The organism is Oricola thermophila (assembly GCF_013358405.1).
In the GTDB taxonomy this organism is placed as follows: Bacteria; Pseudomonadota; Alphaproteobacteria; order Rhizobiales; family Rhizobiaceae; genus Oricola; species Oricola thermophila.
The window spans coordinates 2,778,864-2,791,760 of record NZ_CP054836.1 but is presented as its reverse complement, the minus strand read 5'-3'; the positions used below and the strand labels follow the sequence as shown (position 1 = coordinate 2,791,760).

Annotated in this window: 14 protein-coding genes; 11 read left to right on the top strand and 3 right to left on the bottom strand. The window is 67.2% G+C overall.

Going from position 1 to position 12,897, the window contains the following annotated elements; all coding sequences use genetic code 11:
• The 3 genes from HTY61_RS13420 to HTY61_RS13410 all read left to right on the top strand — a co-directional run bounded on the left by HTY61_RS13420 (position 1) and on the right by HTY61_RS13410 (position 2,081).
• On the top strand, positions 1 to 795 hold the full coding sequence (locus HTY61_RS13420; protein WP_175277278.1) for an FAD binding domain-containing protein: 795 nt from the start codon (positions 1 to 3) through the stop codon (positions 793 to 795).
• A 136-nt stretch (positions 796 to 931) separates the two neighbouring features.
• Positions 932 to 1,288 carry a hypothetical protein gene (locus tag HTY61_RS13415; protein WP_175277277.1) on the top strand — a complete coding sequence of 119 codons (357 nt, stop codon included), beginning with the start codon at positions 932 to 934 and terminating at the stop codon, positions 1,286 to 1,288.
• Positions 1,289 to 1,421: 133 nt separating this feature from the next.
• Positions 1,422 to 2,081 (top strand): L,D-transpeptidase, encoded by a 660-nt coding sequence (locus HTY61_RS13410; RefSeq protein WP_246273051.1) that lies wholly within the window; start codon positions 1,422 to 1,424, stop codon positions 2,079 to 2,081.
• 63 nt (positions 2,082 to 2,144) lie between these two features.
• Here the strand turns inward: HTY61_RS13410 and HTY61_RS13405 are convergent, their stop codons facing one another.
• Complete coding sequence (locus tag HTY61_RS13405) at positions 2,145 to 2,999, bottom strand: universal stress protein (protein WP_175277276.1); 855 nt, start codon at positions 2,997 to 2,999, stop codon at positions 2,145 to 2,147.
• 174 nt (positions 3,000 to 3,173) lie between these two features.
• On the opposite strand from HTY61_RS13405, the gene HTY61_RS13400 reads away from it, so the two are divergent.
• The 6 genes from HTY61_RS13400 (at position 3,174) to HTY61_RS13375 (ending at position 8,206) form a co-directional block, all read left to right on the top strand.
• Positions 3,174 to 4,832, top strand: coding sequence for a cation:proton antiporter (locus HTY61_RS13400; RefSeq protein WP_175277275.1), 1,659 nt, complete (start codon positions 3,174 to 3,176; stop codon positions 4,830 to 4,832).
• 147 nt (positions 4,833 to 4,979) lie between these two features.
• Positions 4,980 to 5,789 carry a hypothetical protein gene (locus tag HTY61_RS13395; protein ID WP_175277274.1) on the top strand — a complete coding sequence of 270 codons (810 nt, stop codon included), beginning with the start codon at positions 4,980 to 4,982 and terminating at the stop codon, positions 5,787 to 5,789.
• A gap of 416 nt (positions 5,790 to 6,205) precedes the next feature.
• Positions 6,206 to 6,772 (top strand): EF-hand domain-containing protein, encoded by a 567-nt coding sequence (locus HTY61_RS13390; protein ID WP_175277273.1) that lies wholly within the window; start codon positions 6,206 to 6,208, stop codon positions 6,770 to 6,772.
• A gap of 20 nt (positions 6,773 to 6,792) precedes the next feature.
• Positions 6,793 to 7,362 carry a sigma-70 family RNA polymerase sigma factor gene (locus HTY61_RS13385; RefSeq protein WP_175277272.1) on the top strand — a complete coding sequence of 190 codons (570 nt, stop codon included), beginning with the start codon at positions 6,793 to 6,795 and terminating at the stop codon, positions 7,360 to 7,362.
• Positions 7,359 to 7,760, top strand: coding sequence for a hypothetical protein (locus tag HTY61_RS13380; protein WP_175277271.1), 402 nt, complete (start codon positions 7,359 to 7,361; stop codon positions 7,758 to 7,760). The genes HTY61_RS13385 and HTY61_RS13380 overlap by 4 nt, the downstream gene beginning before the upstream one ends.
• Positions 7,760 to 8,206, top strand: coding sequence for a periplasmic heavy metal sensor (locus tag HTY61_RS13375; RefSeq protein ID WP_175277270.1), 447 nt, complete (start codon positions 7,760 to 7,762; stop codon positions 8,204 to 8,206). Before HTY61_RS13380 ends, HTY61_RS13375 begins: the two co-directional genes overlap by 1 nt.
• Positions 8,207 to 8,216: 10 nt before the next feature.
• Here HTY61_RS13375 and HTY61_RS13370 read toward each other — a convergent pair whose 3' ends face one another.
• Positions 8,217 to 9,179 (bottom strand): NAD(P)H-dependent flavin oxidoreductase, encoded by a 963-nt coding sequence (locus tag HTY61_RS13370; RefSeq protein ID WP_175277269.1) that lies wholly within the window; start codon positions 9,177 to 9,179, stop codon positions 8,217 to 8,219.
• A 211-nt stretch (positions 9,180 to 9,390) separates the two neighbouring features.
• Between HTY61_RS13370 and HTY61_RS13365 the strand changes: the two genes are divergently transcribed.
• Entirely contained in the window at positions 9,391 to 10,452 is a 1,062-nt protein-coding gene (locus HTY61_RS13365; RefSeq protein ID WP_175277268.1) for a hypothetical protein, read from the top strand.
• A gap of 6 nt (positions 10,453 to 10,458) precedes the next feature.
• Here HTY61_RS13365 and ppk2 read toward each other — a convergent pair whose 3' ends face one another.
• Complete coding sequence (ppk2, locus tag HTY61_RS13360) at positions 10,459 to 11,334, bottom strand: polyphosphate kinase 2 (RefSeq protein ID WP_175277267.1); 876 nt, start codon at positions 11,332 to 11,334, stop codon at positions 10,459 to 10,461.
• 122 nt (positions 11,335 to 11,456) lie between these two features.
• On the opposite strand from ppk2, the gene HTY61_RS13355 reads away from it, so the two are divergent.
• Positions 11,457 to 12,815, top strand: coding sequence for an ATP-binding protein (locus HTY61_RS13355; protein ID WP_175277266.1), 1,359 nt, complete (start codon positions 11,457 to 11,459; stop codon positions 12,813 to 12,815).
• Positions 12,816 to 12,897: the final 82 nt, after the last annotated feature.

Genomic DNA, 12,897 nt, shown 5'->3' with positions numbered 1-12,897 from the left:
ATGTACCAGACAAGCTACAAGCGCGCCGGTTCCGTCGACGAGGCGGTGAAGATGATGGGTGAGGCTGAAGGCGGCAAGTTCGTCGCCGGCGGCCAGACCCTTATCCCGACCATGAAGCAGCGGCTTGCCGCGCCCGACGCGCTGATCGACCTGCGTCATATCGGCGAGATGAAGGGCATCGAGGTCAGCGGGAAGTCGGTGCGGATCGGCGCCGGCACCATCCACCACGACGTTGCCGCCTCGGCCGAGCTGCGCGCCGTGTGCCCCGGCATCTGCGATCTCGCCGCCCATATCGGCGATCCGCATGTCCGCCATATGGGCACCCTCGGCGGGTCCATCGCCAACAACGACCCGGCCGCCGACTATCCGGCCGCCATGCTGGCGCTGGACGCGACGGTGCACACCTCGAAGCGCGACATCGCGGCGGGCGACTTCTTCGTCGGCATGTTCGAGACGGCGCTGGAGGAGGACGAGATCGTCACCGCCGTGTCCTTCACCGCGCCCGATGCCTGCGCCTATGCCAAGTTCCCGAACCCGGCCTCGCGCTACGCCATGGCCGGCGTCTTCGTGGCGAAGGGTTCGGGCGGCGTGCGCGTCGCCGTCACCGGCGCTGGCAATGACGGCGTGTTCCGCTGGAAGGAGGCGGAGGCCGCCCTCGGCGCGAACTTCTCCCCCGATGCGCTCGACGGCCTGTCCGTCGATCCGGGCGACATGATGGAGGATCTCCACGGCACGGCGGAATACCGCGCCAACCTCGTCAAGGTCATGGCGAAGCGGGCCGTCGCCGCCTGCTGAGACGCCATCGCAGACCGATCGGGAAGGCGGCTTCCGGGCCGCCTTTCTGTTGCCTTCCTGCCACGCTGTGCCGGCTCACGATTCTTTGATGCCGAATGTGGTGGAACTTGCCACGATTGCGCGCTTTATGAGTGCCATGAAGAAAATCGTCGCAGCCGCACTCATGCTCGTTTTCCTGACCGGGCAGGCCTTCGCCCTGGCCGTTCCGCGCCACGTGGCGGATGTCGCGGGCGCTGTCCCGCAGCCTTCGGTCGCTTCCGCGCAGGACTTTTCCGGTCCGGCCTGGAAGCGGGTCTGCTGGCGCAAGGCGCAGTTTCCGGCGCCTGATGACAAGGCGCCCTTGCGGGCATCCTCCTGTGGCAGCGACGTCAAGCATGTCGGCGCCGTGTCGCTGCCAGCGGTTGCGCGCGGCGCGCATGTGCACGAGCCGGCTCCGCTTCCCCGCCTTCTCGGGCGTGACGACGGCGGCCCGTTCCGCCCTCCCATTTCCTGATCGCCATGATGCCGGCGCTTTCGGCGCCGAACGGTGAAGAAGAATCAGGAGATGCAAGTTGAACCGCGAAATCATGTCATTCGAAACGGGTGTTCCTTCCGACCGCCCCTGTGAACCGGTCGAAACGCCGTCCATGTCGCGCCGGGCCTTTCTTGCGGGCGCCGCGGGCGTCACGGGCCTTGCGCTTGCCGGCTGCCAGACCGTCGAGCCCCGTGCTGTCACCCCGCCGAAACCGGCGTTGTCGCCTTCCGTGCTGAACGCCTACCGGGCGATGCCGGAGGAGCGTTTCCCGATCCCGGCTGTCGACCCGCGCAAGATCCCGCCGCAGTTCTGGCGCCAGCAGGTCGACTATCCGACGAGCGAGCGCGTCGGCACGATCATCGTCGACACGAACAAGTTCTTTCTCCATCTCGTGCAGGAGAACGGCAAGGCGATGCGCTACGGCGTCGGGCTCGGCCGGGCGGGCTTCTCGTGGAAGGGCCGGGCGAAGATCGCCTACAAGCGCGCCTGGCCCAAGTGGACGCCGCCGGACGAGATGATCGCCCGCCAGCCAGAGCTGGAGAAATGGAGCGTGCGCAACGGCGGCATGCCGCCGGGGCCGCTGAATCCGCTCGGCGCGCGCGCGCTCTACATCTTCCAGAACGGCAGGGACACGCTCTATCGCGTCCACGGCTCGCCCGAATACTGGTCCATCGGCAAGGCCGTGTCTTCGGGCTGCGTCCGGCTGATCCAGCAGGACGTGATCGACCTCTACAGCCGCGTCACGCCCGGTTCCGACATCGTCGTCGTCTGACGGTCTCGACCGGCAGGCGGCCGCAGGCCGGGGCGGTGCCCCGAGGTGCCGCCCCTCCCGCCCCTAGCGGGCGGGCACGGCCATGACGTCCTTCTCGCAGATCCGGAAGACCTCGTCCGTGGTGCTGCCCAGCAGCGTCCTGGATATTCCGGGGCGTATGCCCGTCCCGACCACGATGAGGTCGGCGGAAAGTTCGCGCGCGGTTTCGGCCAGCACGGCGCCCACCGAGGTTTCGTTGAACCGCAGGACCGCATGGTCCGGCGCGTGGCCGGTTCGTTCCAGGAACGCGGCCAGCTTCCTTTCGGCCCGCGCCCGTTCCCCGGCGACATAGACATCCGCCTCGTCGCGGGTCATCGCCGAATGGGCGATCAGCGCGGTGCCGGGCGCGTCGAAGACGTGAAGGGCGGTGACGACGGCCTTGTCCGCGATGCCGAGCGCCTTCACCGCGTCCAGCGCGGCAGCCGCGTTGTCGGAAAGGTCGATGCCGACGAGCACGTGCCGCCACGGTCCGGCGGGCACGGCGTTGGCCATTGCCACCGGCCGTTCCTGGTTGCGCACCGTGCGCTCCGCCGTGGTACCCGCGAACATGTCCCTGAGAGCCTGGCGCCGGTGGGCGCCGATGACCAGCAGGTCGGGCGCCAGCCGCCCCGCCGCCGCGGCGATGCCCTCGAACGGGTCGCCCGGCTCGATCAGGAAATCGCAGTCCAGCCCGTCGATTTCGCGCAGTGACGCGCATTGCCCGGCGAGGATGCCCTCGGCGATCTCGCTTTCGCTCTCCACCAGCTGGCGCGGCTGGTCGTCGTCGACCACGTGAACCAGGGTGACGGTCGCGCCGAACTCCCTTGCCAGCAGGGTGGCGCGCCGTATCGCGCGATCGGACCGCGCCGAAAAATCCGTGGCGACGAGTATCTTCTTCATGGCTGATTGATTTCGCGGTTTGTGCGGTTACGGTCAAGCGGATACAGCGTATCACGACTCGTTGCATCCGCACGCAGTGACCGCGTCCTTCCATGGGGGCAGGGGACTCGTCCGCGCCGGTCGAGCGCCGGGCGCGGTTGCGGGCGGCGCGTGTGCCGGCAGGAAACGGAACCCATGATCGAGATCGATTCCGCGTTCGGAGAAATTGCAGTACTGCTGATGCTGGCCGCCGTGCTGGGCTTCGTCGGCATAATGTTGCGCCAGCCGCTGATCGTCAGCTTCATCGCGGTCGGCCTGCTGGCCGGGCCGTCGCTGCTCGACATCGTCACCGCGGGCGAGCAGATCGACCTGTTGTCGGAACTGGGAATCGCGGTCCTGCTGTTCCTCGTCGGCCTGAAGCTCGATATCAAGCTCATCCGCTCGCTCGGCACCGTGTCGCTGATGACCGGTCTCGGCCAGGTCGCCTTCACCTCCGCCTTCGGCTTCCTGATCGGCTTGGCGCTCGGTTTCGATGTCACGACCAGCCTCTACGTCGCGGTCGCGCTGACCTTCTCCAGCACCATCATCATCGTCAAGCTGCTCTCCGACAAGCGCGAGATCGATTCCCTGCATGGCCAGATCGCGCTCGGCTTCCTGATCGTCCAGGATATCTTCGTGGTATTCGCCATGATCGTCCTGTCGGCCATCGGCATCGGCGCCGAGGGGGCATCCGGCAGCCTGCCGGTGATCCTGGGGGCCAGCCTGGCGTTGATCGCGTTCGTTGCGGTTTTCGTTCGCTACGTTGCCAATCCGCTGACCGAGCGGCTGGCCCGCGAGCCGGAACTGCTGGTCATCTTCGCGCTGGCACTGGCTGCCGTCTTTGCCGCGGTGGGCGACGCGGTCGGGCTGGGCAAGGAGGTCGGCGGCCTTCTCGCGGGCGTGTCGCTGGCCTCGACGCCGTTCCGCGAGACCATCGCGGCCCGGCTCGCGCCGCTGCGCGACTTCTTGCTCCTGTTCTTCTTCATCGCGCTCGGGGCGACGCTGGACCTCTCGTTGCTCGGGCAGCAGGTGACGGCGGCGCTGGTGTTTTCCGCCTTCGTGCTCGTCGGCAACCCGCTGATCGTCCTGGCAATCATGGGCGCGATGGGATACCGCAAGCGCACCGGCTTCCTCGCCGGTCTCACCGTCGCCCAGATCAGCGAGTTCTCGCTGATCTTCATCGCCATGGGCATCTCGCTCGGCCACCTGCAGGATGACGCGCTCGGTCTCGTGACCATGGTCGGCCTCGTGACCATCGCCGCATCCACCTACATGATCACTTATTCCCATCACCTCTATGCCCTGTTCGAGCCGTTTCTCGGCGTGTTCGAGCGCAGGGGCGCACCGCGTGAAAGCGATGACGGCGCCGTCCCTGCCGGCTCGCGCCATGACGTGATCGTCTTCGGCCTCGGGCGCTTCGGCACCGCGCTCGGCCTGCGGCTGAAGGAAAAGGGATTGCGCGTGCTTGGCGTGGACTTCAATCCCGCCGCCGTGCGCCGCTGGCGCGCGCTGGGCATGGCGGCCGAATATGGCGACGCGACCGATCCGGAATTCGTCGCCGGTCTGCCGCTCGAAAATGCTGACTGGCTGGTCTCCTCCGTTCCGGTCCATGCCACGGGGCTGAGCCACGAGGATGCCCGGCTGACGCTGATGCAGCTCGCGCGCCTGTCCGGTTTCCGGGGGCGCATCGCGCTGACCTCCAATGGCACGGCCGAGACCGGGGAACTGCTCGCCTCGGGCGCCGACCACGTCTTCGAGCCGTTCCAGGATGCCGCCGACAGGGCGGCCGAGCTGTTCCCGGCGGAGCGCGAGTGATCTTGTGCCGTCATGCGCCGCGCTTCCGGTTGCATGGATTGACGGCGAATTTGTCGTAACCGCCTGAATTTCCTGGATAGGGCTGCGCGACTTGTCCACCGCATCCGGCCTTCCCGTATCCTTCTCCGCGCGACCACGGAGAAGGCCATGGAATTCGACTGGAAACGGGCGGTGGAAAGGAACCTGGACGATCTCTTGCGGATCGTCGCGCAGCTGTTCCTCTTGGCGGGGATCAGGACGGGCCGCTCGCTGGTCTTCGTGCCGCGCGCCCTGCGCAGCCGCATCCTGTCTGTCCTCCGCCCCGCCGAGTTCGCCGCCCGCCGACTGATCGTCATGGCCGCCTGCAAGCTGGAACGGGACGTGACGCTCGGCCCGGAACGCCCCGGCCAGCGACGCGGTCCGGATGGCGGCGACCCTTCGGTGCGGCAGACCGGACACGGGACGGAGGAGGAACACGAACCCACCGACGCGGAACTGCTCGACCTTTACCGCGACCGCCCGTGTTTCGCCCTGTTCGACCCGTGGAAGCGCCACGCGCCATTCCTGTTCGACGTCACCGGGCTGGACGGCCCCTTCGGCCATGTCTTCCTGGAGTACGACGCGAGGGAAGAAGTCTGGTCCGAACCGGGCCTCGACCCCGACGCGCTGGTCGATGCCCGCGCCCTGTCGCGCCGCATCCGGGCATTGGCACTGGCGCTGGACGATCTCGATCGCCAGGCCGCCCGCCTCGCCCGCTGGAAGGCCCGCTTCGACCGCGCCATCGAGCGCATCCGCGCCGCGGACGCGGGCGAGATCGAGGGCGTTACAGCCGGCGCGGTCCGCAAGCCTGCACCATGGCGTTTCCGCCCACTGCGGCTCGGCCTGCCGCCGGGCTGGCGAAGGCGGCCAAGAACCGAGATCGAGGAGGTGCTGAAGGAATGCCACCTGCTGGCGCTCGACGCCTGGAACACGTCGTGAGCGGAAGGCGACAGGTCGTTCCCGACAGACCGGCTTCGGAGACGAGGCGCGGGGCCGATCCCGCACGCCTCTTCCTCGCCCCCAAGAAGGTGGGGGAGAGGTGTCGAGGCGAAGCCGAGACGGAGAGGGGGGTGAGGCGCGGTCCGCGCAGCGGACGAAACGATCCGGCGGATCGTTTCGAGCGCCGAACGGGCGGGAGCTGCCGGAGGCCGCGGGCCCCGCCCCGGCAAGTACCTTGGAAGAGGCAAGCCGACGATCCGGCGAATCGTCGGCAGGCTCCGAACGCGATGGCGGATACTGGCGCTACGGCCTCCGGAAAAATTTCCGCGCGCCGCGTAGGAGGCGGGGGGCATCCGCGTGTCAGACCTGTACCGGAACGATCCGGCCCGTGTTCAACCGATACCGGAGAATGTCAGATGAAAGCTCTTTCGATTGTCGCCGGCGCCGTCTGTGCGGCCCTTCTTCTTTCCGCACCGGCAAGCGCGGAAGGCGGCCCCCGCGCCCGTATGGCGGTGGCGTACCTGTTCAAGAATGCCGACCTGAACGCCAACGGCGTTCTCGATCCCGCGGAGCTTGCCGAGATGCGCATGCGCGCCTTCGAGCGCGCCGACGCGGACGGTGACGGAAAGATATCCCGTGCCGAGCGGGACAGGGCGTCCGATCGTCGTGCCCGCCGCGCCGAGATGGCCTGGCTGGCCGGCGAGGAACGGCTGGACCGCTTGGATGCCGATGGCGACGGAGCCATCTCGCGCGCCGAATTCGCCTCCGCGCCGCGGCCGGGCTTCGCACTCGTCGACACCAATGCCGACGGAGCGCTGGACCGCGCGGAATCGAGCGGTTCCTGGCCGCACTTGCCGAGGCGCGCTGACCGGAACGGGCGGGAAAGGATGCAGGCGATGAAACCGAAAGGGTTTCCTCCCGCCGCCGCCGTTGCCGGGTCGACTGGCGGGGTCTACAACCCTGCCGTGACACGCAACTGGTAAGCGGCGTTGGACGATACGGAATGGCCCCGGCGCGCGAGGATACCGATGACGAGCTTCTGCGCGCCGTCGCGGATGGCAGCGAGCGGGCCTACGGCCTGCTCGTCTCGCGTCACCTCGACCGCGTGCGGCGCGTGGCCACCGGCTTCACGGGCAATGCCGCCGATGCCGACGACATCGCCCAGGAGGTTTTCCTGTCCGTCTGGCGCAACGCCGGCAGGTGGCGCGAGGGCGATGCCCGGTTTTCCACGTGGCTCTACCGCGTCACCGCCAATCGCTGTATCGATCATGCCCGCCGCCTTCGTATCAGGAGCTGGATCGGACTCGACCGGATCGAGGCCCTTTTCGCCGGCGATGACGATCCCGAGCGCACGGTTGCCGGGCGCGGGGAATTGGCTGTCGCTGCCCGGGCGGTCGCGGCGCTTCCGGACCGCCAGCGCATGGCGATCCTGCTGTCGGTCTCGGCGGGGCTTGCCAATCCGCAGATCGCGGAAACGATGGGAATTTCCGTCGGCGCGGTCGAACAACTGCTTGTGCGCGCCAGGCGCGCCTTGCGCGATCAATTGAACGGGCCCGGGAGTACGGGATTATGAACAGGGATCAATTCGAGAACTTGCTTCTGCTTCACGGTGCGGACCCGGAGCGATGGCCCGCGGAATTCAGGGACGAGGCACGGCGTCTCGTGGCATCGGATGCCGGGGCGCGACGGCTTGTCGAGACGGTTCGCGGCGTGGACGGCGCGGTGCTTGCCGCTTCTGCGGTCGCGCCCTCCGGCGATCTCGCCGCGCGCGTCGTGGCGGCGGCAACCGGCAGCGAGCCGGCCGCGTTCGATGTAACGCCCGCCGGGCTCGCCGGGTTCCTGGCCGGTTCCCTCGGCCTGGCCGGGATCGGTTACGCGGCCGCGGCGGCGATCGCCGGGCTGGTCGTTCCGGCGGCCTTGTTCGATACGGTATCCGCCGTCATCGCCACCGGTCTCCCGGGAGCGTTCTGATGACTGCACGCCGTCTCAACCGCATCCTGGTCGCGATCCTGGTGCCGCTGGCGATCTTTGCCTTCCTTTCCGCCGGCGCGGCGGCCTGGATGTGGCGCAATCCGGGGGCGGTTCTGGCCGTGCGCCAGTCCGTCGAGATCTACCCGCGGGACTTGCGCCGCGCCATCCGCGCCGAGTTCGGGAGGGCCCGGCTCGAGGTTCGCGGCGAGGTCGCGCGCGTCGATGCCGCGCGGGCGCGTCTCTACGAGCTTCTGCGCGAGGAGGAACTGGACGAGGTCGCTGTCCGCGCGGCCATGGCGGATCTGCGCGACGCCGTCTCCGACCTTCAGGCGCTCGGCCACGAGCATCTCCTTGCGGTCATGCGCGGCGCCACGCCCGAGCAGCGCGCGGCGATCAGGGTTCCCGAAAGGGGGCTGGAGGAGCGGCTCGGGCGTTTCGCGGAGTAGCCGGCAAGGCCTATCCGCACAGGGCGGCTTTCGCCTCGTCATATTCGCGTTTCAGCCGGGCGACGAGATCGGCCACCGGGGCGATCTCCTTGACCGCGCCGATGCCCTGGCCGGAACCCCATATGTCCTTCCACGCCTTCGCGTCCGGCCTCGATGCCTTCTCGAAGTCCATCTTGGACGGGTCGGCTTCCGGCAGGTTGTCCGGGTCCATGCCGGCCTTGGCGATGGAGGGCTTGAGGTAGTTGCCGTGGATGCCGGTGAAATAGTTGGAATAGACGATGTCCTTCGATGTCGAGTCCACGATCATCTGCTTGTAGTCCTCCGCCGCGCGCGCTTCCGGCGTGGCGATGAAGGGCGAGCCGATATAGGCCATGTCCGCGCCCATCGCCTGGGCGGCGAGGATGGCCCCGCCATTGGCGATCGAGCCGGACAGCAGCAGCGGCCCGTCGAACCATTCGCGGATTTCCTGCACCAGCGCGAAGGGCGACAGCGGCCCGGCATGGCCGCCCGCGCCGGCGGCCACCGCGATCAGCCCGTCCGCGCCCTTGCGGATCGCGGAATTGGCGTGGCGGTTGTTGATGACGTCGTGCAGCACGATTCCGCCATAGGAGTGGATCGCCTCGTTGACTTCCGGCACGGCGCCGAGCGACGAGATCACGATCGGCACCTTGTACTTCACGCACAGCCGCAGATCGTGCTCCAGCCGCTTGTTCGACATGTGAACGATCTGGTTGACCGCGAAAGGCGCGGCCGGTTGGTCCGGGTTCTTCGCGTTGTGGTCCGCCAGTTCCTCGGTGATCTGGGCCAGCCATTCGTCGAGCTGGCTTTCCGGCCGGGCGTTCAGCGCCGGAAACGAGCCGACGATGCCCGCCTTGCACTGCTCGAGGATGAGAGGAGGGTGCGAGATGATGAACATAGGCGCCGCGACCACGGGCAGTTGGAGATTGTCTTTCAGGATCGGCGGCAGCGCCATCGTGACCTCCCAAATCAGATTGACGTTTTCGTAAACGTAAGACCTAAAGCCAAGACCGTTGCGACGCAAGGCGCTTTGTCCGGTCCGCGTTCCGCGTGCATCTTTCGGGGGAGAGAGGGGCTCGCGCTTTCAATGATGCGCGGATTGTGCCAAATCCGGACATGCTGCAGGCCGCATGTCGGCCTTTTGGCGTGGAGTGGACCGGAAAGACATGTCGGACAACGAGTTGGAAATCGCGCTGAAGAACGCGCTCGCCCGGGGCGAGGCGTCCAATCCGGCGTTTCGCCAGCGTGTCTATCGTGCGGCCGTCAATGCGCTCGAGCGCACGCTCGCCTCCCAGCCCGATGCGGATGCGGCGCATGTGGCCGAGCAGAAGCGGCGTCTTGCCGAGGCGATCCGCGCCGCCGAGGCCGCCTTTGCAGAGCCTGCGCCTGCCGCTCCCGCCTCGCCGGAGGTGCAGCCCGAGCCGCGAGCGGAGACGCGCGGTCCCGAGGTCTCCCTGCAAGCCGAACCGCGTGCCGAGCGTCGCGACGAGGCGCCGCGCGAAGCCGGGGTGGAACCCGAGCCGCGCATCGAAGCGCCCGACCGCGAGGAACGGCCCGGAACGAGGCGACGCGCACCCTTCGCGAAAATGCTCACGGGAGTCATTGTTCTCGCGGTGATCGTCATGGGAGCATGGTGGATCGTCTCCACCGGGGCCTTCCGGTCGGCCGCCGAGCGGGACACTTCGGTGCCCAACCCGCCGCTGCAACTGGAAAACGAGAGTTTCCGGGGCAATCCCGACGCCAAGACGTCCTCCGGGCCGGCGCACCTTCCCGAGCTGGCGGCCAGCGACGAGGGTTGGATCGTCCTGTTCCGGCCCGACGACCCGACGACCGTCTCGCTCGTCGGCAATGCGTCCGCGGTCATCGAAAGCGATGCGGTCGGCCAGTTCGCGCGCATCGTTTCGCCGGATACGGAGAGCCCGGTGTTGATCGACATCCCGTCGGGCGTCATGCAGACCCTGGCCGGACGCACGGCGCAGTTCTCGATCATCGCGCGCTCCGACGTCAACGCGCCGACGCAGATTTCGGTGACCTGCGACATCGCGGGGCAGGGCGATTGCGGACGCCGACGCTTCTCCGTCACGCAGAACGACGGAGAGTTCCTTTTCGCGGCCGAGATACCCTCCGGGGCCACCGGCACCGGCACCGTGTCGATCGTGACCGACATTTCCGATGGCGGACGGGCCGTCAAGCTGTCCGGGGTGCGGGTCCGCGAGCTGCGCCGCTAGGCGGCGTCAGTCGAGCGCGTCCGGACCGGTGCCGATGATCTTCGGATCCGGGCTGCCGATGGCGTCGCGGTCCTTGCCCTCGTAGTCCATGTTGAGAAGGATGTGGCGCAGCACTTCCAGCCGGCCGCGCCGCTTGTCGTTCATGCGGATCACCGTCCATGGCGCATGTGGCGAATGGGTGGCCGAGATCATCGTGTTCCGGGCGGCGGTGTAGTCGTCCCATTTCCGCATGCCGATGATGTCCATGTCCGACAGCTTCCAGTATTTCAGCTTGCTGTGGCGGCGGTCGTGGAAGCGCTTGAGCTGCGTCTCGAGGCCGATATTGAGCCAGAACTTGAAGAAGACGATGCCTTCCTCGACGATCATCTTCTCGAATTCCGGCGTGTCGTGCAGGAAGGCGCGGTGCTGTTCCGGCGTGCAGAAGCCCATCACCGGCTCGACGCCGCCGCGGTTGTACCAGGAGCGGTCGAAGCTGACGAGTTCGCCGGTCGTCGGGAAGTGCTCGATGTAGCGCTGGTAGTACCACTGGCCGCGCTCGACGTCGGACGGCTTGGGCAGCGCCACGTTGCGCGCGGTGCGCGGATTGAGGAATTCGTGCAGCACGCTGATCGAGCCGCCCTTGCCGGCGGCGTCGCGTCCCTCGAAGACGGCGATCATGCGCTTGCCGGTATTCTGCATGTGCGTGTGCATGTTGACGATCTGGATCTGCAGCGCCTCCAGCTGCTGTTCGTAATCGTCTTTGTCCATCCGCTTCTTGTAGGGATAGCCGCCGGCGGTTATGTCATTGTCGTCCACCCAGTCCGGCAGTTTGGGATCGTCGATATCGAATACCCGCTTCTTTCCGTCGATAATGAACTCGATCGCGCGTGATTTGCTTGCCATGTCAGAACGCCGTTTTCCCGAACCTGCCGATTGGTGTCGCGCCAGCCTATGGCTTCGCGTCCGGGCCGTCCAGACGCCGGGGCCGGCGATGGTAACAGCCGATTTCATCCTGCGGGGCGACCATGCCTGAAAGGCGCGAGGACTCGGGCGCGGATGCGGAGAAGCCCGACGCGGGACGGGAGAGCATCCTTCGAGGCGTGCGCCGGCGCCTGTTCTCCAACCGCTTCCCCCTGACCGCCGCCACGGTTCTGTTTGCCGCTCTTGCCGCAGCTGGTGCCATCGGTTTTTCCGCGATGCTCGGATGCATCGCGGTCATGCTCGCGGTCTGTGCCTTTGCCCCGGTGCGCAGCGCCAGGGAACGGCGAGCTGAGCAGCAAGGGCGTACGGCGGAGACGCGCGACCAGGCGCGGTCGGCCGCCGTGATGAACAGCCTTCCGGATCCGCTCGTCTCGTTCGACGCGCAGGGTACGGTGCATGCGGTCAACACGGCGTGCCGCCGCTTCTTCAATGACACGGTGGGACCGGGATCTTCGGTGTTGCTTCGGTTCCGGACTCCCGAATTGCTGGCCGTCGTGAACGAGGCGCTGTCCGGTGGAGAGCCGGGTCCGGTCGAAGTGGTCGAGCGATATCCCATTGAGCGCTGGTATGAAGCGGTTGTCGTCCGGCTGCCGGAGGAGGCGGCCGGCGACGCCCCTTTCCTGCTCCATTTCCGCGACTTGTCCGAGGCACGCCGGATCGACCGCATGCGGACGGATTTCATTGCCAACGCAAGCCACGAACTGCGCACGCCGCTGGCATCGCTGTCGGGCTTCATCGAGACACTGGCCGGCCCTGCGCGCGACGATCCGGCTGCCCGCGATCGGTTCCTGGCCATCATGCAGGAGCAGACCGACCGCATGTCGCGGCTGATCGACGACCTTCTGTCGCTGAGCAGGCTGGAGACCGCATTCGGTCGAACCGACTTCGGCCCTGTGGATGTTGCGGAGGTCCTTCACCATGTCTGCGGGGCGCTCGGCCCGGCGGCGGCGGATGCCGAGGTCTCGATCAGCCAGGATTTCGCTGCCATCGACAAGCCGGGCTGCCGGGTCTGGGGTAGCCGCGACGAGCTGATCCAGGTGTTCACGAACCTGATGGAAAACGCCATCCGCTACGGCGCGGTCGGCGGGCGCATAGATGTGGTTGGCGAGTGCGCACCGGTATCGGGAGTCGATTCCGTGTGCGTGGCCGTGAGGGATTATGGTCCCGGCATCCCCGAGGAGCATATCCCCCGCCTGACCGAAAGGTTCTACCGCGTCGATGTGGAATCCAGTCGCGCCAAGAAGGGCACCGGCCTCGGGCTTGCCATCGTCAAGCATATCGTCACGCGCCATTCCGGTCGCCTTTCGGTTACGTCGCGCATCGGCGAGGGCGCTTCTTTCACCGTCACAATTCCGGTCTGGGACGGGAAGTCAGGCGGGCTGGTTTCGGAAATATCCGAATAATCAGTCACTTGGGCTGTCACAAAACTGTATTGTCTCTGTCATAAAAGCTGCAATGCGCGAGGGATAGAACGCCGGTGCCCGG

Bases quoted from the DNA above. Each gene is read 5' to 3' on its own strand.
- HTY61_RS13415 (WP_175277277.1), top strand. From the start codon at position 932: ATGAAGAAAATCGTCGCAGCCGCACTCATGCTCGTTTTCCTGACCGGG.
- HTY61_RS13390 (WP_175277273.1), top strand. From the start codon at position 6,206: ATGAAAGCTCTTTCGATTGTCGCCGGCGCCGTCTGTGCGGCCCTTCTT.
- HTY61_RS13355 (WP_175277266.1), top strand. From the start codon at position 11,457: ATGCCTGAAAGGCGCGAGGACTCGGGCGCGGATGCGGAGAAGCCCGAC.
- HTY61_RS13385 (WP_175277272.1), top strand. From the start codon at position 6,793: ATGGCCCCGGCGCGCGAGGATACCGATGACGAGCTTCTGCGCGCCGTC.
- HTY61_RS13365 (WP_175277268.1), top strand. From the start codon at position 9,391: ATGTCGGACAACGAGTTGGAAATCGCGCTGAAGAACGCGCTCGCCCGG.
- HTY61_RS13395 (WP_175277274.1), top strand. From the start codon at position 4,980: ATGGAATTCGACTGGAAACGGGCGGTGGAAAGGAACCTGGACGATCTC.
- HTY61_RS13410 (WP_246273051.1), top strand. From the start codon at position 1,422: ATGTCGCGCCGGGCCTTTCTTGCGGGCGCCGCGGGCGTCACGGGCCTT.
- HTY61_RS13370 (WP_175277269.1), bottom strand. From the start codon at position 9,179: ATGGCGCTGCCGCCGATCCTGAAAGACAATCTCCAACTGCCCGTGGTC.
- HTY61_RS13405 (WP_175277276.1), bottom strand. From the start codon at position 2,999: ATGAAGAAGATACTCGTCGCCACGGATTTTTCGGCGCGGTCCGATCGC.
- HTY61_RS13380 (WP_175277271.1), top strand. From the start codon at position 7,359: ATGAACAGGGATCAATTCGAGAACTTGCTTCTGCTTCACGGTGCGGAC.
- HTY61_RS13400 (WP_175277275.1), top strand. From the start codon at position 3,174: ATGATCGAGATCGATTCCGCGTTCGGAGAAATTGCAGTACTGCTGATG.
- HTY61_RS13420 (WP_175277278.1), top strand. From the start codon at position 1: ATGTACCAGACAAGCTACAAGCGCGCCGGTTCCGTCGACGAGGCGGTG.
- ppk2 (WP_175277267.1), bottom strand. From the start codon at position 11,334: ATGGCAAGCAAATCACGCGCGATCGAGTTCATTATCGACGGAAAGAAG.
- HTY61_RS13375 (WP_175277270.1), top strand. From the start codon at position 7,760: ATGACTGCACGCCGTCTCAACCGCATCCTGGTCGCGATCCTGGTGCCG.